General features: G+C 73.1%; 15 protein-coding genes. 2 read left to right on the top strand and 13 right to left on the bottom strand.

The window, feature by feature from the left end; genetic code table 11:
• Positions 1-107: 107 nt before the first annotated feature.
• The 3 genes from glgB to glgA are packed head-to-tail and all read right to left on the bottom strand — an operon-like array spanning position 108 to position 5547.
• Entirely contained in the window at positions 108-2210 is a 2103-nt protein-coding gene (glgB, locus tag GA0070214_RS15465; protein ID WP_091263379.1) for a 1,4-alpha-glucan branching protein GlgB, read from the bottom strand.
• The gene (locus GA0070214_RS15470) at positions 2198-4300 is read right to left on the bottom strand and encodes an alpha-1,4-glucan--maltose-1-phosphate maltosyltransferase (RefSeq protein ID WP_091263381.1); all 2103 of its coding nucleotides are present in this window, start codon (positions 4298-4300) and stop codon (positions 2198-2200) included. The genes glgB and GA0070214_RS15470 overlap by 13 nt, the downstream gene beginning before the upstream one ends.
• A 38-nt stretch (positions 4301-4338) precedes the next feature.
• Positions 4339-5547 carry a glycogen synthase gene (glgA, locus tag GA0070214_RS15475; protein WP_091263383.1) on the bottom strand — a complete coding sequence of 403 codons (1209 nt, stop codon included), beginning with the start codon at positions 5545-5547 and terminating at the stop codon, positions 4339-4341.
• Between the two features lie 95 nt (positions 5548-5642).
• Here glgA and glgC point away from each other — a divergent pair, with 95 nt between their 5' ends.
• Positions 5643-6875, top strand: coding sequence for a glucose-1-phosphate adenylyltransferase (gene glgC / locus GA0070214_RS15480; protein WP_091263386.1), 1233 nt, complete (start codon positions 5643-5645; stop codon positions 6873-6875).
• 31 nt (positions 6876-6906) lie between these two features.
• On the top strand, positions 6907-8550 hold the full coding sequence (gene pgm, locus GA0070214_RS15485; protein ID WP_091263388.1) for a phosphoglucomutase (alpha-D-glucose-1,6-bisphosphate-dependent): 1644 nt from the start codon (positions 6907-6909) through the stop codon (positions 8548-8550).
• 8 nt (positions 8551-8558) lie between these two features.
• Here the strand turns inward: pgm and GA0070214_RS15490 are convergent, their stop codons facing one another.
• The 10 genes from GA0070214_RS15490 to GA0070214_RS15535 form a co-directional block, all read right to left on the bottom strand.
• A complete protein-coding gene (locus GA0070214_RS15490) occupies positions 8559-9473 on the bottom strand; it encodes an NAD(+)/NADH kinase (protein WP_091263390.1) in 915 nt (304 codons plus the stop codon).
• 18 nt (positions 9474-9491) lie between these two features.
• Positions 9492-10733 (bottom strand): glycosyltransferase family 4 protein, encoded by a 1242-nt coding sequence (locus tag GA0070214_RS15495; RefSeq protein ID WP_167364276.1) that lies wholly within the window; start codon positions 10731-10733, stop codon positions 9492-9494.
• A complete protein-coding gene (locus tag GA0070214_RS15500) occupies positions 10726-11640 on the bottom strand; it encodes a D-glucuronyl C5-epimerase family protein (RefSeq protein WP_091263395.1) in 915 nt (304 codons plus the stop codon). Before GA0070214_RS15500 ends, GA0070214_RS15495 begins: the two co-directional genes overlap by 8 nt.
• Positions 11637-12833 carry a glycosyltransferase family 4 protein gene (locus GA0070214_RS15505; RefSeq protein ID WP_091263397.1) on the bottom strand — a complete coding sequence of 399 codons (1197 nt, stop codon included), beginning with the start codon at positions 12831-12833 and terminating at the stop codon, positions 11637-11639. The genes GA0070214_RS15500 and GA0070214_RS15505 overlap by 4 nt, the downstream gene beginning before the upstream one ends.
• Positions 12830-15601 carry an O-antigen ligase family protein gene (locus GA0070214_RS15510; protein ID WP_091263399.1) on the bottom strand — a complete coding sequence of 924 codons (2772 nt, stop codon included), beginning with the start codon at positions 15599-15601 and terminating at the stop codon, positions 12830-12832. Before GA0070214_RS15510 ends, GA0070214_RS15505 begins: the two co-directional genes overlap by 4 nt.
• Positions 15598-16245 carry an acetyltransferase gene (locus tag GA0070214_RS15515; protein WP_091263401.1) on the bottom strand — a complete coding sequence of 216 codons (648 nt, stop codon included), beginning with the start codon at positions 16243-16245 and terminating at the stop codon, positions 15598-15600. The genes GA0070214_RS15510 and GA0070214_RS15515 overlap by 4 nt, the downstream gene beginning before the upstream one ends.
• Positions 16246-16389: 144 nt before the next feature.
• Complete coding sequence (locus GA0070214_RS15520) at positions 16390-17073, bottom strand: sugar transferase (protein ID WP_244167725.1); 684 nt, start codon at positions 17071-17073, stop codon at positions 16390-16392.
• Between the two features lie 67 nt (positions 17074-17140).
• Positions 17141-18991 carry a polysaccharide biosynthesis protein gene (locus GA0070214_RS15525; RefSeq protein ID WP_091263403.1) on the bottom strand — a complete coding sequence of 617 codons (1851 nt, stop codon included), beginning with the start codon at positions 18989-18991 and terminating at the stop codon, positions 17141-17143.
• A gap of 98 nt (positions 18992-19089) precedes the next feature.
• Complete coding sequence (locus tag GA0070214_RS15530; protein WP_091263405.1) at positions 19090-20301, bottom strand: glycosyltransferase family 4 protein; 1212 nt, start codon at positions 20299-20301, stop codon at positions 19090-19092.
• Positions 20302-20358: 57 nt separating this feature from the next.
• Positions 20359-21615, bottom strand: a complete 1257-nt coding sequence (locus GA0070214_RS15535; protein ID WP_091263407.1) for a DegT/DnrJ/EryC1/StrS family aminotransferase — start codon at positions 21613-21615, stop codon at positions 20359-20361.
• Positions 21616-21687 lie beyond the last annotated feature (72 nt).

A 21687-nucleotide genomic window follows, 5' to 3' on the forward strand; every position in this document is an offset into this window, starting at 1 on the left:
CGGCACGAGCACCGAGCACCGAGCACCGAGCACCAGGCACCGAGCACCGAGCACTGAGCACCGAGCACCGCGCCGAGCACCGCGCACCGACCAGCGGTGCCGCCGGCTCAGGCGGGGCGGAGCCAGAGGACGCCCAGCGGCGGCACGCGCAGGGCCGCCGACGCCGGCATGCCGTGCCACGGCACGCTCTCGGCGCGTACCGACCCGAGGTTGCCCACCCCCGACCCGCCGTAGTGGTGGGCGTCGGTGTTGAGCAGCTCGGTCCAGGTGCCGCCGGCAGGCAGGCCGACCCGGTAGCCCTCGAGCGGCAGCGCGGAGAAGTTGGCCACGCAGACCAGGGTCTGGCCGTCGGGGGCGATCCGGATGAACGAGACGGTGTTGTTGGCGACGTCGTCCCCGGCGATCCAGCGGAAGCCGGCGGGGTCGGTGTCCTGCGCCCAGAGCGCCGGGGTCTCCCGGTAGACCCGGTTCAGGTCGCCGACGAGGCGCTGCACGCCGGCGCGCGCCGGGTCGTGCAGCAGGTACCAGTCGAGGCCGCGCTCCTCGCTCCACTCGCGGTCGTCGGCGAGTTCACAGCCCATGAAGAGCAGCTGCTTGCCGGGGTGCGCCCACATGTACGCGAGCAGCGCCCGCACGTTGGCGAGCCGCTGCCACGTGTCGCCGGGCATCTTGCCGGCGAGGGAACCCTTGCCGTGCACCACCTCGTCGTGGCTGATCGGCAGCACGTAGTTCTCGCTCCAGGCGTACGCCAGGGAGAAGGTGAGCTGATGGTGGTGGTGCTGCCGGTAGATCGGGTCCTTGGAGGTGTAGAGCAGGGTGTCGTGCATCCAGCCCATGTTCCACTTGAAGCCGAAGCCCAGCCCGCCCTCGGCGGTCGGGCGGGTGACGCCCGGCCAGGCGGTGGACTCCTCGGCGACCATCAGCACCCCGGGGTGGTGCTTGTAGACGGTGGCGTTGACCTCCTGGAGCAGCGCGATGGCCTCCAGGTTCTCCCGGCCACCGTGCACGTTGGGCGCCCACTGCCCCTCCTGGCGGGAGTAGTCCAGGTAGAGCATCGAGGCGACCGCGTCGACCCGCAGCCCGTCGACGTGGAACTCGTCCAGCCAGTAGAGGGCGTTGGCGACCAGGAAGTTGCGCACCTCGCGGCGGCCGAAGTCGAAGACGTACGTGCCCCAGTCGGGGTGCTCGCCGCGACGCGGGTCGGGGTGCTCGTAGAGCGGGGTGCCGTCGAAGCGGGCGAGGGCCCACTCGTCCTTGGGGAAGTGCGCCGGCACCCAGTCGAGGATCACCCCGATGCCGGCCTGGTGCAGCCGGTCGACCAGGTGACGGAACTCGTCGGGGTCGCCGAACCGGGCGGTGGGGGCGTAGTAGCCGGTGACCTGGTAGCCCCAGGAGCCGCCGAACGGGTGCTCCATCACGGGCAGGAACTCGACGTGGGTGAAGCCGAGTTCGGTGACGTACGCGGTGAGCTGCTCCGCCAGTTCCCGGTAGCCCAGGCCGGGGCGCCACGAGCCGAGGTGCACCTCGTAGACGCTCATGGGCTCCTGGTGCGGCTGCCGCCGGGCTCGGCGGGTGAGCCAGTCGCCGTCGCCCCAGGCGTACCGGGAATGGTGCACCACGGAGGCCGTGGCCGGCGGCACCTCGGTGCGGGCCGCGAGCGGGTCGGCCTTGTCCCGCCAGTGCCCGTCGGCGCCGAGGATCCGGTACTTGTACCGGCTGCCGACGGCGGCGCCGGGCACGAAGATCTCCCACACCCCGCTGGAGCCGAGCGAGCGCATCGGCCAGCCGTCGTCGGGCCCCCAGCCGGTGAAGTCGCCGACCACCCGCACGCCGCGCGCGTTGGGCGCCCAGACGGTGAAGGCGACGCCCTCGTCGAACACCCGGGCGCCGAGCGCCTCCCAGAGCCGCTCGTGCCGCCCCTCGCCGATGAGGTGCAGGTCCAGCTCGCCGAGGGTGGGCGGGTAACGGTAGGGGTCGTCGTGCACCGCGCCGTCGACGTCGACCCGGTAGTCGAGCACCTCGCCGGGCAGCACGGCCTCGAAGACGCCCGCGTCGTGCACCCGCTTCATGGGGTGCCGCTCGTCGCCGGCGAGCACGGTCACGTCGGCCGCGCCCCGGCGCAGGGTGCGGATGGTGGTGCGCCCACCGGCGGGGTGCGCGCCGAGCACGGCGTGCGGGTCGTGGGCCTGGCCGGCGATCAGCTGCTCCATCGTGCGTCGTCCTTCGCGGCCGGTGCGGTCGGGGCGGTGCCGCCGGAGAGGTCGGCGGGTACGTCTTCGACGGTCAGGTCGGCCGCCGCGGGGGCCGGCGGCGCGGCTTCGGGCTCGGGCGGCGCGGCGGGCCGCCGCACCGTGAACACGTGCGCGGGTTGCAGGTACGGGTCGAGCCGCACCGCGTTGCGCTGCCCCCAGTCGTAGTCGGCGCCGGTCAGCTCGTCGTGCACGGTGAACCGCTCGTGCCAGTCGAAGCCGAGCGCCGGCATGTCCAGCGTGGTGTTGCCCCACTGCACGGCGCGGGAGTCGAACGAGCAGACCACGATCACCGTGTTGCCGGTGTCCGGGTCGTGCTTGGACCAGCAGAGCAGGGCCGGGTTGTCGATGTCGTGGAAGCGCAGGTTGCGCAGCCGGTGCAGGGCGGGGTTGTCCCGGCGGACCCGGTTGAGCGTGGCGATGAACGGGGCCAGCGAGCGGCCGTGCTCCTGCGCGCCGGCCCAGTCCCGGGGGCGCAACTCGTACTTCTCGTTGTCCAGGTACTCCTCGGCGCCGGGGCGGGCGACGTGCTCGAACAGCTCGTAGCCGGCGTACATGCCCCAGGAGGGGGAGAGCAGCGCGGCCAGCACCGCCCGGATCTTGAACATCGGCGGGCCGCCGTGCTGCAGTGACTCGTGCAGGATGTCCGGGGTGTTGGGCCAGAAGTTGGGTCGCATGTAGTCGGCCGCCGCGACCAGCTCCGTGCAGTACTCCCGCATCTCGGCCGCCGACGTGCGCCAGGTGAAATAGGTGTACGACTGGGTGAAGCCGATCTTTCCGAGGCCGTGCATGATCGCCGGGCGGGTGAACGCCTCGGCGAGGAAGAGCACGTCCGGGTCGACCTTCTTGACCTCCCAGATGAGCCAGTGCCAGAAGTCGAACGGCTTGGTGTGCGGGTTGTCGACGCGGAAGATCCGGATCCCCTCGCCGACCCAGTGCAGCACCACCCGCAGGATCTCCGCCCGGATGCCCTCCGGGTCGTTGTCGAAGTTCAGCGGGTAGATGTCCTGGTACTTCTTCGGCGGGTTCTCGGCGTACGCGATGCTGCCGTCGGCCCGGGTGGTGAACCACTCCGGGTGCTCGGTCACCCACGGGTGGTCGGGGGCGCACTGCAACGCCAGGTCCATGGCGACCTCGAGGCCCTGCTCGGCGGCCGCGGCGACGAAGTCGCGGAAGTCGTCCGGCGTACCCAGGTCGGGGTGGATGGCGTCGTGGCCGCCCTCGGCCGCGCCGATGGCCCACGGCGAGCCGACGTCGTCCGGCCCGGCGGTGAGCGCGTTGTTGGGGCCCTTGCGGTTGACCCGGCCGATGGGGTGGATCGGCGGCAGGTAGAGCACGTCGAAGCCCATGGCGGCGACGCCGGGCAGGCGTTCCAGGGCGGTGACGAAGGTGCCGGACCGGGCGGGCGCGTCGACGGTGGCCGGAATCGCGCCCTCGGAACGGGGGAAGAACTCGTACCAGGCGGAGAAGAGCGCCCGCGGCCGGTCGACCCAGAGGGTGTGCTCGTCGCCGGTGGTGACCAGCTCGCGCACCGGGTGGTCCCAGAGCAGCGGGGCCAGGTCGAGCGCCGGGCCGACCCGCCGGGGCAGCTCGGCGTCGTCGTCGCGCAGCGCGGTCACCGCCGCCCGGACCCGCTGCTGGTCGGCGGCCGGCACGAGGTCGAGGGCGGCCTCCAGCACCCGGGCGCCCTCGGCCAGGTCGTTGGCCAGCTCGGCCGGGCCCTGGCCGGCCGCGACCTTCTTGGTGACGGCGTTCTGCCAGGTCAGGTACGGGTCCTGGAACGCCTCGACGGTGAACCGCCAGGTGCCCACCGCGTCGGGGCGGATGGTGGCGTGCCAGCGGTCCTGGCCGGGCTCGCCGGGGCGCATCCGGGTGAACGGGCGGGCGGCGCCGTCCGGGCCGAGCCAGACCACGTTGCACCCGAGCGCGTCGTGGCCCTCGCGGTAGGCGCGGGCCGACACGGGCACGATCTCGCCGACCACCGCCTTGGCCGGGTAGCGACCGCAGGCGACGACGGGGGAGACGTCTTCGATCGGGAACCGTCCAGTCACCGGTTCAACCTACTGCCCGAGATCGCTTCGCGCTCAAGTCAGCCGGCGGCGCCCACCGACCGGTACACCTCCAGCGTCCGCTGCGCCATGGTGTCCCAGGAGAAGTGTTCGACGGCTCGGCGGCGGCCGGCGAGACCGAACTCCTCCGCCCGCTTCTCGTCGGCCAGCAGGTCGTTGATGGTCGCCGCCAGGTCGGCCACGAAGCGCTCCGGGTCCAGCGGCCGGCCGCTGCCGTCGCCGGCCTGCTCGATGGGGACCAGCAGCCCGGTCTCGCCGTCGGCGACCACCTCGGGGATGCCGCCGGTGGCGGTGGCCACCACGGCCGTCTCGCAGGCCATCGCCTCCAGGTTGACGATGCCCATCGGCTCGTAGACGGACGGGCAGACGAAGATCGTGGCGTGGGTGAGCACCTGGATCACCTCGTGCTTGGGCAGCATCTCGGCGATCCAGATCACGCCCGAGCGGCCGGCCCGCAGCTCGGCGACCAGGCCCTCCACCTCGGCGGCGATCTCCGGGGTGTCGGGAGCGCCGGCCAGCAGCACGAGCTGGGTGTCGGCGGGCAGCTCCCGGGCCGCGCGCAGCAGGTACGGCAGGCCCTTCTGCCGGGTGATCCGGCCGACGTAGACCACGCTGGGGCGGGCCGGGTCGATGCCGAGCCGGTCCACCACGTCGGTGCCGGTGTCCGGGGCGTACTGCACGGTGTCGATGCCGTTGTAGACGACCCGCACCCGGTCCGGGTTGACCTCCGGGTACGCGGTCAGCACGTCGCGCCGCATCCCCTCGCTCACCGCGATGACCGTGTCGGCGGCCTCGAACGCGACCCGCTCGCACCACGACGAGAGCGCGTATCCGCCGCCGAGCTGCTCGGCCTTCCAGGGGCGCAGCGGCTCCAGGCTGTGCGCGGTCACCACGTGCGGCACCCCGTGCAGCAGCTTCGCGGTGTGCCCGGCCAGGTTGGCGTACCAGGTGTGGCTGTGCACCACGCCGGTGCCGGCCGTGCCGGCGGCCATCTCCAGGTCGACGCCCATGGTGCGCAGCGCGGGGTTCGCGCCGGCCAGCGCCGCCGGCTCGGCGTACGCGGTGACGCCGGGCTCGTCGCGGGGCCCGCCGAAGCAGTGCACGCGCACGTCGGCGAGGCGGCGCAACTCGCGCGCCAGGTACTCGACGTGCACCCCGGCCCCGCCGTAGACCTCCGGCGGGTACTCCCGGGTCAGCAGGTCGACGCGCAGCCGTGCGGAATCGCTCATGCCCGGCACCCTAGCGCGCTTTCGCGCCCCGCACCGGGTGCGGAAACGTGCCCGTACGAGTGGTGAAGTCGGTGCGGTATGGATAGCGTCTGAGCATGGCTGCCAAGGTGCTCGCGATCGTCCTTGCCGGCGGGGAGGGCAAGCGCCTGATGCCCCTCACCACCGACCGGGCGAAGCCGGCCGTCCCCTTCGGCGGGATGTACCGCATGGTCGACTTCGTCCTCTCCAACCTGGCGAACGCCGGCTATCTGAAGATCGTCGTGCTGACCCAGTACAAGTCCCACTCGCTGGACCGCCACATCACCCAGACCTGGCGGATGTCGACGATGCTCGGCAACTACGTCACCCCGGTGCCGGCGCAGCAGCGCCGCGGCCCGTGGTGGTTCGCCGGCTCGGCCGACGCGATCTACCAGAGCTTCAACCTCATCAACGACGAGCAGCCCGATCACGTGATCGTCTTCGGCGCCGACCACATCTACCGGATGGACCCGCGGCAGATGGTGGAGGACCACATCGCCTCCGGCGCCGCCGTCACGGTCGCCGGCATCCGTCAGCCGCTGTCGATGGCCGACCAGTTCGGCGTCATCGAGGTCGGCGAGGACGGCCGGCGGATCCGGGCGTTCCGCGAGAAGCCCACCGACGCGGTGGGGCTGCCCGACGCCCCCGACCAGATCTACGCCTCGATGGGCAACTACGTCTTCAGCACGAAGGCGCTCTGCGAGGCCGTCGAGCGCGACGCCGAGGACAAGACCAGCAAGCACGACATGGGCGGCAGCATCATCCCGATGCTGGTCGAGCGGGGCGAGGCCAACGTCTACGACTTCAAGGACAACGAGGTGCCGGGCAGCACCGACCGGGACCGCGGCTACTGGCGCGACGTGGGGACGCTCGACTCCTTCTACGACGCCCACATGGACCTCATCAACGTGCACCCGGTGTTCAACCTCTACAACTTTGACTGGCCGATCTACAGCATGCAGCCGCCGTACCCGCCGGCGAAGTTCGTCCACCAGTGGGGCGAGCGGGTCGGCCGGGCGGTCGGCTCGATGGTCTCGCCGGGCGCGGTGATCTCGGGCTCGCTGGTGGAGAACTCGATCGTCTCGCCGAAGGTGAAGGTGCACTCCTGGGCGCACGTCGACGGCGCCGTGCTCATGGAGGGTGTCGAGATCGGCCGGCACGCCGTGGTCCGGCGGGCCATCCTGGACAAGAACGTCTACGTTCCGGAGGGCGCCGAGATCGGCGTCGACCTGGAGAAGGACCGCCAGCGGTACACCGTCTCCGACAACGGCATCGTCGTCATCGGCAAGGGCCAGCGCGTCGAGGCCTGATCCACCCGCACCAGCTCAGGAGGTTCCCACCGTGGCCCACCCCCGTGCCGGCCAGCCCGCCGAGCCCGCCGACCTCGTCGACGTGCCCCGGCTGGTCACCGCCTACTACGCCGGGCACCCGGATCCGAGCGACCCGGCGCAGCAGGTCTCCTTCGGCACGTCCGGGCACCGCGGGTCGAGCCTCCGCAACGCCTTCAACGAGGACCACATCCTCGCCGTCACCCAGGCGCTCTGCGACTACCGGCGGGAGCAGGGGCTCGACGGCCCGCTCTTCCTGGCCCGGGACACCCACGCGCTCTCCGCGCCGGCCGAGGCCAGCGCGTTGGAGGTGCTCGCGGCCAACGACGTCACCGTGCTGGTGGACAGCCGCGACGGCTACACCCCCACCCCGGCGCTGTCGCACGCCGTCCTCACCCACAACCGCGGGCGCACCGCCGGGCTCGCCGACGGCATCGTGATCACCCCGTCGCACAACCCGCCGGACGACGGCGGCTTCAAGTACAACCCCACCCACGGCGGGCCGGCCGACAGCGACGTCACGAAGTGGATCCAGGACCGCGCGAACAGCATCCTCGCCGCCGGGCTCAAGGAGGTGAAGCGCATCCCGTACGCGCGGGCGCGCGCCGCCGACACCACCGGGGACTACGACTTCCTCGCCCGCTACGTCGACGACCTGCCCGCCGCGCTGGACATCGACGCGATCCGGGACGCCGGGGTGCGCATCGGCGCCGACCCGATGGGCGGGGCGAGCGTGGCGTACTGGGGCGAGATCGCCGAACGGCACCGCCTCGACCTCGCGGTGATCAACCCGACGGTCGACCCGACCTGGCGGTTCATGACCCTCGACGGCGACGGCAAGATCCGGATGGACTGCTCCTCGCCGAACGCCATGGCCTCCCTGATCGCGGCCCGCGAGCGGTTCCAGATCTCCACGGGCAACGACGCCGACGCCGACCGGCACGGCATCGTCACGCCCGACGGCGGCCTCATGAACCCCAACCACTACCTGGCCGTGGCCATCCGCCACCTCTTCCGCACCCGGGAGCAGTGGGGGCCGGCGGCGGCCGTCGGCAAGACCCTTGTCTCCTCCTCGATGATCGACCGGGTCGCCGCCGACCTGGGCCGGCCGCTGCTGGAGGTGCCGGTCGGCTTCAAGTGGTTCGTGCCCGGCCTGCTCGACGGGGCGGTCGGCTTCGGCGGCGAGGAGAGCGCCGGCGCCTCCTTCCTGCGCCGCGACGGCGGCACCTGGACCACCGACAAGGACGGCATCCTGCTCTGCCTGCTCGCCTCCGAGATCGTCGCCACCACCGGGAGGACGCCGAGCGAGCACTGGGCCGAGCTGGCCGAGCGCTTCGGCGCGCCCGCGTACGCCCGCATCGACGCCCCGGCCAGCCGGGAGGAGAAGGCGGTGCTGGCCAAGCTGTCGCCCGAGCAGGTCACCGCGACCGAACTGGCCGGCGAGCCGATCACCGCGACGCTGACCACGGCGCCCGGCAACGGCGCGCCGATCGGCGGGCTCAAGGTGAGCACGGCGTCCGGCTGGTTCGCGGCCCGGCCGTCCGGCACGGAGGACGTCTACAAGATCTACGCCGAGTCGTTCCAGGGCCCGGAGCACCTCACCCGGATCCAGGAGGAGGCGCGGGCGCTGGTCTCCGAGGTGCTCAGCAAGGCCTGACCCGCCGGTCAGCAGGGCGGTTCCAGCTCCCGCTGGTCGCGCTCGCGCCGCAGCTCCTCGGGCAGCAGCTCGCGGAGCTGGTCGGGCAGGAAGGGCAGGTCGAGCAGGCTCAGCTTCAACTGGTTGCGCTCCTGGTAGCGCTGCGGGTCGAAGCGGACCACCCGGCCGGCGTCCCGCCGGTAGCGGATCTCCACCGCGCCCTCGGTCGCCGCCTCCTTGATCACCAGCCCGTCCATCTCGACGGCCACCGCCGCCGTCTGCGGCCGGAGGTCCAGCCGGATGCTCTCCGACGGGGCGAGCACCACCGCCCGGGAGATGCCCGCCATCGGCGACGACGGGGTCACCACCACGGCGTCCGCCGCGGGCGAGATCAGCGGCCCGCCCGCCGCGTAGCTGTACGCGGTCGAGCCGGTCGGCGTGCTGACCACCAGCGCGTCGCAGCGGTAGTAGCCGTACCGCTGGCCGTCGACGGCCAGGGTGGCGGTGACGAACCCGGAGCCGGGCTGGCGCACCAGCGCGATGTCGTTGAAGGCCACCACGTCGTCGCCGCACACGTCGCAGGCGAGGCAGGCGTGCGACTCGACGGTGAAGTCCTTCGAAACCAGCCGGCTCAGCGCCTCCGGCAGGTCCGGCGGCTCGACCTCGACGAGGAAACCGAGCCGGCCCAGGTGTACGCCGAGCACCGGCTTCGGGTCCCGCACCGCCATGCGCAGGGCGCCCAGCATGGTGCCGTCACCGCCGATGCTGATCAGGGCGTCGGCGCGCTCGGCCAGCTCGTCGGCGGGGACCGGCTCGACGCCGGACGGCACCCGGTGCTCGTCCTCGGCCCGGACCAGCAGCGTCTTGCGATGGCGCGACGCCCACCGCTCGATGATCCCGACCACCTCGGAGACGTCCCGGGTGGGGTGCAGCACCAGACCCATCCCCGCCACCCGTACAGCTCACCACATCCCGGGCCGGTCGGCGGGGCGTACGGGCAGGCACGACGGCGCGGGGACCGCCGCCGGCAGGCCCGACGGGGTCTCGGCGATCAGCCGGTACAGCCCCCGCATCACCTCGACCTGGCGCGACCACAGCTCGGAGTCCTCGATGAAGGACCGGTTGCGCTGCTGCTCGGCGAGTGGCAGCGGCCCGGCGGCGGCGAGCCGGGAGGCCAGCCGGTCGGCGAGGGGATCCTCGAGCAGCTCCGCGACCAGCCCGTCGGCGATCATCTCCCGGTACGGCGGCAGATCGGCCAGGAGCAGCCGGCAACCGGCCAGCGCCGCCTCCAGCACGGCCGAGCTGCGCTGGTCCCAGCTCGGCGTCGAGACGGCGACGTCCGAGGCGCGCATCAGCCGGAACACGTCGGCCGGTGGCAGCGTCCGGTCGACCAGGGTGATCCGGCCCGGCAGGGCGGCAACCGCCGCCCTGACCCGGCCCAGGCACTCCGCCCGTGCCGAAGCCGCTGCCGCGTCGGCCGGCTCGTGACCGGCGAGGACAACCAGGTGCAGGTCCGGCTGGTCCGGCGCGGCGGCGGCGAAGGCGCGCAGGATGTCGTCGGTCCGGTAGACCTGACCGGCGCCCCGCATCGACAGGACCACCCGAGCGTCCGCCGGGACACCCAGGCCCGCCCGCACGGCGGCCCGGTCGACCCCGTCCCGCATCCGCAGGAACTCGTCGTCGACTCCCCAGGACACCGTGACCGCCCGGCTGGCCGGAACGCCGTACCTGTCGACCACCTCCCCGGCGACGGACCGGGAGGTGGGCACCACCAGGGCGGCTCGCCGCAGGGCGCTCCGGGCCACCCGGGCACGCCACCGGGACCGCGAGGCGAACCGCAGCTCGCTGCCCCAGGGGGTGACGACCCGAGCGGTGGTCCGGGGGACCGCCAGGGAGAGCAACCCGGCCCGCCCCACCGAGTGGACGTGGACGACCTCCGGAGCGATCCGCCGGATCTCCCGACGGAGCCACCGGGCGGTGCGCAGCATCCGCCAGACCCGCCCGGCCGGGCCGCCGACTCCGCCCGCCGTCCCGGGGCTGCGGATGTCCACGTCCGGCAGCGGATCGGCCGGCAACCACGAGGTGACCACCACGCGGTGGCCGCGGGCGGCCAGGGCGGTGGCCCAGCGGCGGACGTGCACGGACTGCCCGGCGCCGAGCAGCACGACCGTACGAGGGTCGCCCACCGCCGCCCGGTCAGCCACGCTGATGCCTCCAGATCCCGGTGGCCTTCACCATCCGGGCCCGCAACCGGTGGCGCGGGTTCCGCAGCGTCCGGGCCCAGCGCGCCGACATGCCGGTGAATGCCGGGTTCGCGGTCAGCCGCCCCAGCGCCGACAGCAGCGAGACGTGCAGCGCGTGGTAGTTGACCGTCGCCGGCCACGGCCAGCGCAGGTCGTAGCGGGACCAGTACCCGAGGTCGAACCGGGGCAGCTCCTCGGCGAGCCGGGCCTGGGCGGCCAGGTGCGCGGAGCCGCCCTGCCGGTACTGGTGCTCGATCAGGCCGAACAGCGCGAAGACCGCGCCGTTGAGGATGTGGTTCGCCGGCTCGGCCGGGCACTCCTCCAGGAACGGGCGGCCCGTCTCGTCGTAGTGCGCGCAACCGCCCGCGCTCACGGGGCGTAGCAGCAGCTCGACCGCTCCGTCGGCGGCGTCCAGATAGGAGCGGTCCCCGGTCAGGTCGGCGGCTCGCAGCAGCACCGAGGCCGCCATGCCCTGGGCCATGCCGGAGTACCAGCCGGCCGCCACACCGTACCGGGGTGCCGGCACCGGATAGCGCCAGCCACCCGCGCCGTCCTGATGTGCGCGGAGCCAGGCCGCCTGGGTGAGCAGCGGAGCATCCGCCCGCGGCTCGGGCCGCCGTGCGGCCACCACCCGGTTGTGCCGGCCGAGCGCGTACAGACACATTGAGACCGGGTTCGGGTACCAGCCGCCGTCCGGGCGAGCCGCCTGCACGACGCCCGCCGGGTCCAGCCGCGTGCCGTGCGGGAGATGGTCCCAGAACAGCGGGTACGGTCCGCGGCCGTCGGGGCGGGCATCGGCGGCGACCGGGTAGTCACGGACCTGCAGGTCACGTAGGCCGTTGGCGACGAGGGTTCGCAGCCCGGTCATCGGCCGGCCCTCGCCGACCCGACGAGCGCGGACCGGTAGATGCTCTCCACCTGGGCCACCGTCCGGGAGATGTCGAACCGGGCCAGGCAGCGGGTGCGGCCGAGCCGCCCCATTTTCCGGCGCCGATCCGGGTCCGACAGCAGCTCGGCCACCGCCGCGGCCAGGGCGTGCGGGTCGGCCGGTGGCACGAGAAGTCCGGTCTCTTCGTGCTGCACCGTGTCCGGCAGCCCGCCGACGTCGCTGGCCACCGCGCCCTTCTCCATCAGCAGCGCCTCCACCATCGCGTAGCATGCCGATTCCTCCAGCGACGGGCTGACCAGCACGTCCAGCCCCGCGATGACGTGCTGCTTGTCGGCCCGGTGGCCGGTGAAGTGCACCCTGCCGTCCACGCCCCGCCGCCGGGCCCGTTCTTCGAGCAACCGCCGGTACGCCCCGTCGCCCACGAGCTGGTCGCCGATCACGAAGACGTGCGCGTCGGGCACCCGGGACAGCAGATCCGGCACCGCGTCGATGAGCACCTCGTGCCCCTTCACCCCCACCTCGCGGTACGCCCGGATCCGGCTCGGGTACATGTGCGCCACCATCCCGACGGTCGGGGTGTCCGCGGCCAGGCCGAACTCCTTGCGGAACGGCTCCCCGGAGGCGGTCGGGTCGAGTGCGTGCACGTCACAGCCGTAGTAGCTGACGGCGACCTCCCGGGCCCCGAAGGTCCGGTAGCGCTCGGCGAACGCGCGGCACGAGGTGATCAGCACGTCGGCGCGGGAGAGCGTCGTCATGTCGATCCGGCGCAGCCACGGGCTGTGCAGGTGGATCATGCCGGTCACCTGGTTGACGTGCAGTGGCCGGCCGGCGAGCAGGCTGGCCACCCGGCAGGCGACGTTGGCCTTGAGCAGGTGTGCGTGCACCACGTCGGGCCGGAACTGCCGGATCAGCCGGACGAGCCGCAGCTCCGCCGCGGCGACCCGGGGCAGCTTGTGCGGGTGCCAGCCGGCGAGCGGAACGATCCGCAGCGGTACCTGCGCCTGCCGGAGCCGAGTGGCGAGCGGCCCCTCGCCGGGCACCACGGCCAGCACGTCGTGCCCGCGGTCACGCAGCCCGGTCACCTGGTCCAGGAACCAGTCACCTCCGGTGGGCGTGGTGGTGACCTGGAGGATGCGGAGGGGCCGGTCGTCGGCCGGTGCTCGGGTCGTCATGGTGTCGTCTTCCGGGTAGCGGTGCTGAGCAGCAGCACGAACGGGACGAGGACCGCGGGCGCCAGCAGTGGCTCGCCGGTCAGGCTGGCGATACCTACTCCCAGCAGGGCGAGCAGCGCTGCCTCGGCGGTCCACTCGACGCGGGCGCGATAGCGGCGCCAGACCGACCGCACCGTGAGGACGAGGAGGCCACCGACGAGCACCGTGCCGACGAGGCCGGTCTCCGTGAGGAGCATCAGGTACTGGTTGTGCGGGTGGGCGAGCTGGCTCCACTCCAGGCCGGTGTAGGCGTGCGCGTCGGTCTGGGTGGGGACGAAGTACTCGGCCAGCCGGGTGTTGAAGTTGAGGTACCCGACCCCGATCACCGGATGGTCGGCCGCCATCCGCAGCGCCGCCGTCCACAGATCGAGCCGGATCGACGAGGAGAGGTCGAGGGTGTCGCCGGTGGCGGTGCCGGTGATCCGGTCCACGATGGTGGACGGCAGCAACGCACTGGTGACACCGAGGGCGAGCGTGACGGCTGCCAGCAGGCCGGCCCAGGCGACGCTGCGCGCCGGCCGGCGCAACGCGAAGCCCACCACCACGGCCAGCGCCCCCAGATATGCGGATCTGCTGTACGAGTAGCCGATCGACACGAGGGTCAGGAGGACCGCGGCGAGCGTCAGGACGCGCAACGGTGCCCGGCTCGTCGCGGCGAGCCGCGCCAGCAGCACCGCCAGTGCGATCACCAGGAGACAGCCCCAGGCGTTGTGGTTGTACGTGGGCGCGTCCCCGGCCAGCGGACCCGCCGAGGCGAGATCGCCCTCGCGGGCGACCGTAACCAGCCGCACCAGTCCGACACCGGCCGTCGCGAACGCGAAGGCGAGCATCACCCGCCCGCCGAGGCCGCCCCCGGGAGCCACCAGCGGGAGCACCACCAGCGGCAGTGCCACCACCGCCACCACCGAGAAGGCCCGGGGCAGCGTGACGTCGGGATTGATCAGGGTGATGCTGATCAGGAGCCAGCTCACCAGGGCGACGAGGAGTGCGGCCCCCACACGGTTGCCGACCGGAAGCCGCCGCCGCAGCACCGTGCCGAACAGGCAGCAGAGGCCGCACAGGAGCATGGCGGGGACGGCCGGCAGCGGGAGCGCGGGCAGTTGGCTCAGCGGAGCCAGCAGCGCCAGCCCGTAGAGGCCGGCGCCGGGCAGGAGGGTGGCGAGAACGGCGACCACGACAGCGCCGGCAAGCTGCACGGTCGACATCGGGAGGCCGGATCCGAGAGACACCGTGACACCGGCGACGGCCCCGCCACCGACGGCCAGCACCAGTGCCAGGAACCAGCCGTTCCAGGAGCCGCCCGGCGGCGTCCCGCCCCGACGGGGCGTGCGTTCACCGGTGGGCACGGACCCGCCGAGCGTCGTCCCGGGGGTCGTTGCCGTGACCGCGCGGCGAGCCGGGTTCAGTCGGAGGAAGACCGCCGCGATGACGGTCGCGTAGACGACGAATCCCGCCGAGGCCGCGACCCCGGCGCCCACCGCGCCGAACCGCGGCACCAGCGCCACCATCAGGCCGCACCCGACGACCGAGGCCGCGACGGCGGCGACCAGGGTGCCTGCGGGCCGGTCGGTCGCGGTCAGATAGCTCTGCGCCACCCGCGCCAGGGCGAAGATGACGACCCCCGGCAGAAGCGCCCACAGGACCGGAACGGCGGGGGCGAAGCGATCGCCGTACAGGGTGGCGACGAGCAGCGGACCGGCGGCGGCCAGTGCCGCGGCACTGAGCACCGTGACGACCAGCGACCGCCCGGCGAGCCGGGCGACCTGGTGCCAGTCGGCGTGCCCGTTGGCCACCGTGGGAACGAGGATCAGGCTCAACGCGATCGGCACGATCAGCAGTGTCTCGGCCAGCGCGAGGGCCACCGAGTAGACGCCGACGGCGCTCGCACCGACCAGCACCTGCGTCAGCGGCACCTGCACCCGCACCATGCTGAAATGGGCGACGTTGGGGGCGAAGCCCCGGCGCGCCGACGACCAGTACTCGCGGCGGGTCTCCGGGGCGGGGCGGGCCAGGTGCCGGCCGCCGACGACCTGCCGCAGCAGCACCACCAGCCCACCGACCTGGCCGAGCAGGTAGGCGCCGAGCACCGTGGCGGGGCTGGCCCGGTCCACCGTCACCAGCACCACCAGCGCGGCCAGGTACGCCACGAGCGAGCCGATGACGGTGAGGTTGTACGTGGCGGCCCGTCCCCGGCCGATCTCCGCGGCGCCGAGCAACGCGGCCAGCAGGACCACCGGGCACAGCGCCAGTGTCAACCGGAAGGTCGCGAGGTCGAGTCCGAGCCGCGCCGTCGGGCCGCCCAGGTAGCCGACCAGCCCCCACACGGCGCCGGCCGCCGCGCCGAGCGGCAGCGCGTAGCGGACGCTGGTCAGGGCCGCGTACCGGTGCAGTTCGGCCGAGCGACCGGCCAACCGGAGGTTCGCCGTGTCGATGCCGAGCGCGAACATCGTGCTGAACACCGCGGACGAGGCGATCGCGACGGCCAGCAGCCCCCGGTCGTGCGGGCCGAGCGCGCGCGCCGCGACCACCCCCGCGACGAGGCTGACCAGGAGTGTGCCGATGCGGGTGCCGGCGGTGCCGGCGGTGGCGCTGATCAGCGCTCGGGTGCGGGACCGGTCGCCGGAGTGCCCGTCGGCCCGCGTGGTCGTGGGAGCGGCGTGCAGGGCGGTGCGGCGGAGCCGCCGCGAGGTCCCGGCGAGTGCGCCGGAGGCGGTGTATCCGGTGCTCATCGGGCCGGCACCCCCTTCACCACCGTCCCGTCCGGCACGTCCCGGACCACGCAGGCGCTCGCCCCGACGGTGGCGCCCGGGCCGACCCGCCGGCCCTGCAGGACGGCGGCGCACGTGCCGATCAGCACCGCCTCGGCCAGGTGGCAGTCGCCGGAGACCGCCGCCGACGGGTTGACGGACACGTAGTCCTCCAGCACCGAGTCGTGGCCGACCGTGGCGTTCTGGTTGAGATGGACGTGCCGGCCCAGGGTGACGTTCGTGGTGACCCGGGCGCCGGGGAAGACCACGAGGCCCTCGCCGTGCACCAGGTCGCGCCCGACCGTGGCGTCCGGGTGGACGACGCTGAAGGCGGGCAGCCCGTAGCCGTCGATCCGCCGGCCGAGCCGCTGGCGCACACCCGGGTGGCCGAGGCCGAGCAGCACGTGGGTGCCCGCCGGTGCGGTCCGCAGCCAGTCGACCCGCCCGAGGTACGCCACGTCCAGGCGCTGCACCAGCTTGAGGTTGCGTTCGGACGGCGCGTCGTCGACGAAACCGAGCACCCGGACCGCCTCCTGGCGGGCGCCGGTCTCGTTGACCGCCTGGACGATGCTGTACACCTCCCGTCCGTGGCCGGAACAACCCACGATCACGACATCCGTGCTCATGCCGGTACGCCCTCCGATCCGCGAGCCGTCGGCGGTGCGACGCGACCGACCGAGGGGAAGCCAGGGCGGAACAGGAGTTGCGGCAGTGTGGTCATCGGCCTTCTTCCGGGCGGGTGTGGGCGGGACCGGCGGTAGCCGGCCGGCTCAGAGGGACACGTCCTCCAGCTGCCTCGTCGACGAACCGGAGCCGTGGAACTCGTGCGCGGTCCGGGTGCCGGCGGCTGCGATGCCCCGACGGGTCAGCACGGTGGTGACGGTGGCCAGCAGGATTCGCAGGTCCAGCCGGAAGGAGCGGTTGTCGACGTACCACGTGTCGTGGGCAAACTTCTCCTCCCAGCTCACCGCGTTGCGGCCGCGCACCTGGGCCAGCCCGGTGATGCCCGGCCGCACCTCGTGGCGGCGGGCCTGTTCCGGTGAGTAACGATCGAGGTATTCGGTGAGAAGCGGTCGGGGGCCGACCAGGCTCATGTCGCCCCTGAGCACGTTCCAGAGCGAGGGCAGCTCGTCGAGGCTGGTGGAGCGGAGCAGGTGCCCGAACGGCGTGAGCCGCTGCTCGTCCCCGCTCGGCCCGACGGCGGAGTCGTCGATCCGCATGGTGCGGAACTTGACCATGAGAAACGGCTGCCCGTGCCGTCCCGGGCGGATCTGGCGGAAGAGGACCGGCCGGCCGAGTCGCAGGGCGACCAGCGCCGCCACCAGGGCCACGAGCGGCGCCAGCAGAACCAGCAGCACCGCCGCGACCGCTATGTCGAAGAGTCGCTTGCGTCGTTCGTAACCGGTGGCGCGGTCGACGGGGACCCTTGCCAGGGCCACGGTCGAGGGCATCATCGTCAGGACCTCCGGATGATGGTGGGTCGCGGGATGTGGCCGGCGGCCCGGGCCGCCGGCCGGGACGTCAGCGGGTGCCGAGCGCGACGCTGTCGAGCTCCGCCGGAATGCCGGCCGGTTGCCGGCAGAGCCAGGCCAGGCGTTCGATGGTCTTCTCCGGGTCGTCGTACGGGTCCAGCGAGGAGGTCTCGGCCGGGTCCAACGGCGGCACCGTCACGTGGGAGATCAGTGGGTGCAGCGGCCGGATGTCGGTCTCGTCCCGACCCAGGAGGTCCTCGTGCAGCTTCTCGCCGGGCCGCAGCCCGGTGTAGACGATCCGGGCCTCGCCCGCGGACTGGGCGGCGATCTGGCGCGCGAGGTCGTCGATGCGGACGGGTTCGCCCATGTCGAGCACGAGCGCCTCACCGTCCCGGCCGATCGCGGCGGCCTGCAGGACCAGGTGTACGGCCTCCTGCACGGTCATCAGGTACCGGGTGACCTCCGGGTGGGTCACCGTGATGGGGAGGCCGGCCTCGACCTGGGCGCGGAACGCCGTGACCACGGAGCCCCGGCTGCTGAGCACGTTGCCGAAGCGGACGCTGAGGAAGGTCCCGGGATACGACTGCGCCGCGTGCGCGGTCAGCCGTTCGGTGATCCGCTTGGAGTAACCGAGCACGCTGACCGGGTCGGCGGCCTTGTCGGTGGAGATGTTGACGAACTTGGCGACGTCCTGGCAGGCGTCCAGCACGGACAGGGTGCCCCAGATGTTGGTCTTGACCGCCTCGCCCGGGTGCCGCTGCAGGAGGGGCAGGTGCTTGAGTGCGGCGGCGTGGAAGATGACGTCGGGGCGCCGCTCCCGGATGATCCGCCGGATCCCCTCGTCGTCGCGCAGGTCGGCGAGGATCAGTTCGTTGCCGTCGAGCAGCGCCCGGCCGTTCAGGGACAGCTGCAGGGCGTGCAGGGCCGATTCGTCGCGGTCGAGCATCATGAGCTCACCCGGCTCCGCGCGCATGATCTGCCGGCACAGCTCCGAGCCGATCGAGCCGCCCGCCCCGGTGACGAGAATCCGCTGGCCGCGCAGGCCTCCGTCGGTCGCCAGGTCGGCGACCACCTGCCGGCGCCCGAGCAGGTCCGCGATGTCCGGGCTGCGCACGTCGGTGACGGTGATCCGGTGGTCGACCAGCTCGCGTACGGGCGGAAGGACCTTGAAGTCGGCGCCGGTGGCGACGGTCAGGGCCCGTACCTCGCGGATCTCCTCGGCGCTGGCGGTCGCCACCGAGAAGATCACCGTGGTGGCGCCGGTGCGGCGCACGGCCGCCCCGATGGCGTTGCGGTTGCCCAGCATCCGTACGCCCATGACGTGCAGGCCGCGCTTGGCCGGGTCGTCGTCCAGCAGGCCGACCGGCAGGTAGCGGCCCTGGGGGTCGCTGAGCATCGCCCGGAGCAGGGCGTGCCCGGCCTCGCCCGCCCCGAACAGCAGCACCGGGGTGGCCGACCGCGGGTCGGGACGGAGGGTGCGGTCGCGGCGGTGCCGGTGAGCCCAGCGGGCGGTCAGCATGCCCACCAGTGCCACGGCGGCGCCCAGGATCGGCGCGCTGGCCGGCACCGGACGGCCGGGCAGTGTCAGGTCCACCAGGGTCCCGACCACGGCGACGACTCCGGCGACGGCGGCCAGCGACCGGGCGTCCTCCAGGCTCCCGACCGGGTGGCGTCCCCACCGCAGCCGCCGGTACCACCCGAACCCCTGGTGCAGCACGGCGAGCAGAAGTCCGAGGCCGGCCGCCCCGAGGATCTGCGCCGCGGTCAGGTCGAACTCGTAGCGGGCCCAGGTGGCGACCGTGACGCCGACCAACCACGCCGCGGCGTCGGCCAGGGCGAAGCCGGGCCACCTGTCGGCGGTGGGTCTGGTCGGGGCGGAAGTACGGGCGCTGAGCGGCATGGAGGCTCCTTGCTGAGGGCTTCGGGTACGAGCGGCGGCGTTGAACGCCCCAACCGTTATAAACGGTCAAACCACCTCATAGGTGACATTCCACGTATTCAAGGCCGAACGGGCGGGATTTCCTCCACCAGGCCGTCCAGCAAGCGCTGCAGCTTCGCCGCCATCACGGTGCGGGACCGGTTCTCCTCGACGTACCGGCGTCCGCGCCGGCCCATCGCGGCGAGCTTCTCCGGCTCCAGCGCGGCGAGTTCCCGCAGGCCGGTGGCGAGATCGGCGGTCGGGACGGTGAGCCCGGAGTCGGCGGCCCGCAGGATGTCCTCGGGCTCGCCCGGGCAGTTGTTCACCACGGGCAGGCCGGCCGCGAGGTAGTCGTACAGCTTGTTCGGGCTGGCGCCCAGGTCGTACACGGGGCTGTGCGCGAGCACGTGGATGCCGATGTCGGCGTCGCCGAGGATGCCCCGCAGCTCCTGCTTCGGGACGCGGTCGAGGAAGTGCACGTTGGTCAGTCCCTCGGCCGCCGCGCGGGCCACGAGTTCGGGCTTCTCCAGGCCGTCGCCGATGAGGACGAAGGTGTGCTCCGGCACCTCGGCCACGGCGTCCAGCAGCCGGTGCAGCCCGTTGATCGCCCCGTGCGAGCCGGCGAACACCAGCAGCCGGCCCCGCACCGGCACCCGCCGGCGCAGCGGTTGGTACCGGTCGGGGCGGAGGTCGAAGTCCTCCGGTTCGGCGCCGTTGCTGATCCACTCCAGCTTCGCGTCCGGCACTCCGGCCGCGGCGAAGTACGCGCGCCAGCCGGCGGCGACGATGACGATCCGGTCGGCCCGCCGGTAGAGCCAGCGTTCCAGCGCCCGCAGCAGCCGGTGGGTCGGCGAGTTCCGGCGGAGGAAGCCGGTGCTGACCATGGCCTCGGGCCAGAGGTCGCGGACCTCGAGCACGAACCGGGACCGGCGCAGCCGGGCCGCCAGCCACCCGGCCACCGGGGTGAGCAGGTGCGGCGAGGAGGCGTACACGACGTCGGGGCGTGGCCCGCGCAGGACGGCGCGGCACGCGTTGCGGGCGTAGGTGAGCCAGCTCAGCACGCGCCGGTGGTCGTTGCCGGTGTAGCGGGTCACCGGAACCGTGACGAAGTGCGGGTCGTCGGCGGCGAGGTCGCTGTGACTGAAGTGGTCCCACGACGCCGCGACGATGGACCAGTCCCAGCCGCGCAGGCGGCTGAACAACTCCACGTGCCGGGTGCCCCCGGCGCGCGACAGGGGCTGGGCGTACTGGTTGAGGACGACCACCCGCCGACGGCGGTGCTGGGTGTCCATGGCAGACCTCCGGGTCCAGGCAGGTGTGGAGACGGTGGCGAACGGTGTCCCGGTGGGTCAGGAGGTGGGGACCGGGGCACCGACCGACTCGGCGACGTGAGCCCGTCGGACCGCTGGCAGGTCGGGGTCGGCACCCCTCGACGATCGGCGCAGGAAGTCGTCGATCCGCGCGCAGACCCGGTCCACCTGCTCCGGGGTCATGCCGGATCCACTGGGCAGGGTCAGGCCGGTCGCGAAGAGCCGTTCGGCGGCACCGGTCAGCAGCGTGCGGGCGCCGGCGAAGACGGGCTGAAGGTGCATCGGCTTCCACACCGGCCGGGTCTCGATGTCCGCCGCGGCCAGGTGGGCCGCCAGCTCACCGGCCCGCCAGCCGGCCGCCTCCGGGTCGACCAGGATGCTGGTCAGCCAGCAGTTGGCGGCCGGGTCACCGGCTCCGAGCAGGCGTACCCCCGGGGTCTGCGCGAAGAGCGCGGCGTAGCGCGACCGGTGGGCGCGTCGCCGCGCCATCATCGAGTCGAGCCGGCGCAGCTGGGCACGACCGACCGCGGCCAGGAGATTGCTCAACCGGTAGTTGTAGCCCGTGTCGGTGTGCTCGTAGTGCGGCACCGGCTGGCGGGCCTGGGTGGAGAGGTAGCGGCAGCGGTCGGCGAGGTCGCCGTCGTCCGTGACCAGCATGCCTCCACCGGAGGTGGTGATGATCTTGTTGCCGTTGAACGAGAGCACCCCGGCCCGGCCGAACGATCCGGCGGGCCGCCCGTCGAAGGTGGCGCCCAGTGCCTCGGCGGCGTCCTCCACCAGGGGTACGCCGGCGGCGGCGCAGATGGGCAGGATGCGGCCGTAGTCGGCGCAGGAGCCGAACATGTCCACGGGCAGCACCGCGGCGACCCGCCGGCCCGCGTGGCGCAGCTCGCGCAGGGCGCGGTCGAGCAGCTCGGGATCCAGGTTGCCGGATTCGGGCTCACAGTCGACGAAGACCGGCTCGGCTCCGGTGTAGACCACCGCGTTGGCGGTCGCCACGAAGGTCAGGGTGGGGACGATCACCGCGTCTCCGGGCCGGACGCCCAGGGCGATCAGGGCCAGGTGCAGCCCGGCGGTGCCGGAGGACAGCGCGACGGCATGGGCGGTGCCCACCCGCTCGGCGAGTTCGCGTTCGAAGGCGTCGACCTCGGGGCCGACCGGTGCCACCCAGCCCGAGCGCAGCGCGCGGAGCAGGTAGGACTCCTCCAGCGGCCCGACGTCGGGCGGCGAGAGCAGTACGCGCTCGTGCCCACCGCCGGTCGGCCGCTGAGTGTCGTCCTGTCCGCCTACCGCCATCCTCAGCCCCCGGGTCTGTCGGCGGGAGTCGTCCCGCTGCCTCCGGGAAGGTCAACGAGGCACCTGATGGCC

The organism is Micromonospora chaiyaphumensis (assembly GCF_900091435.1).
In the GTDB taxonomy this organism is placed as follows: domain Bacteria; phylum Actinomycetota; class Actinomycetes; order Mycobacteriales; family Micromonosporaceae; genus Micromonospora; species Micromonospora chaiyaphumensis.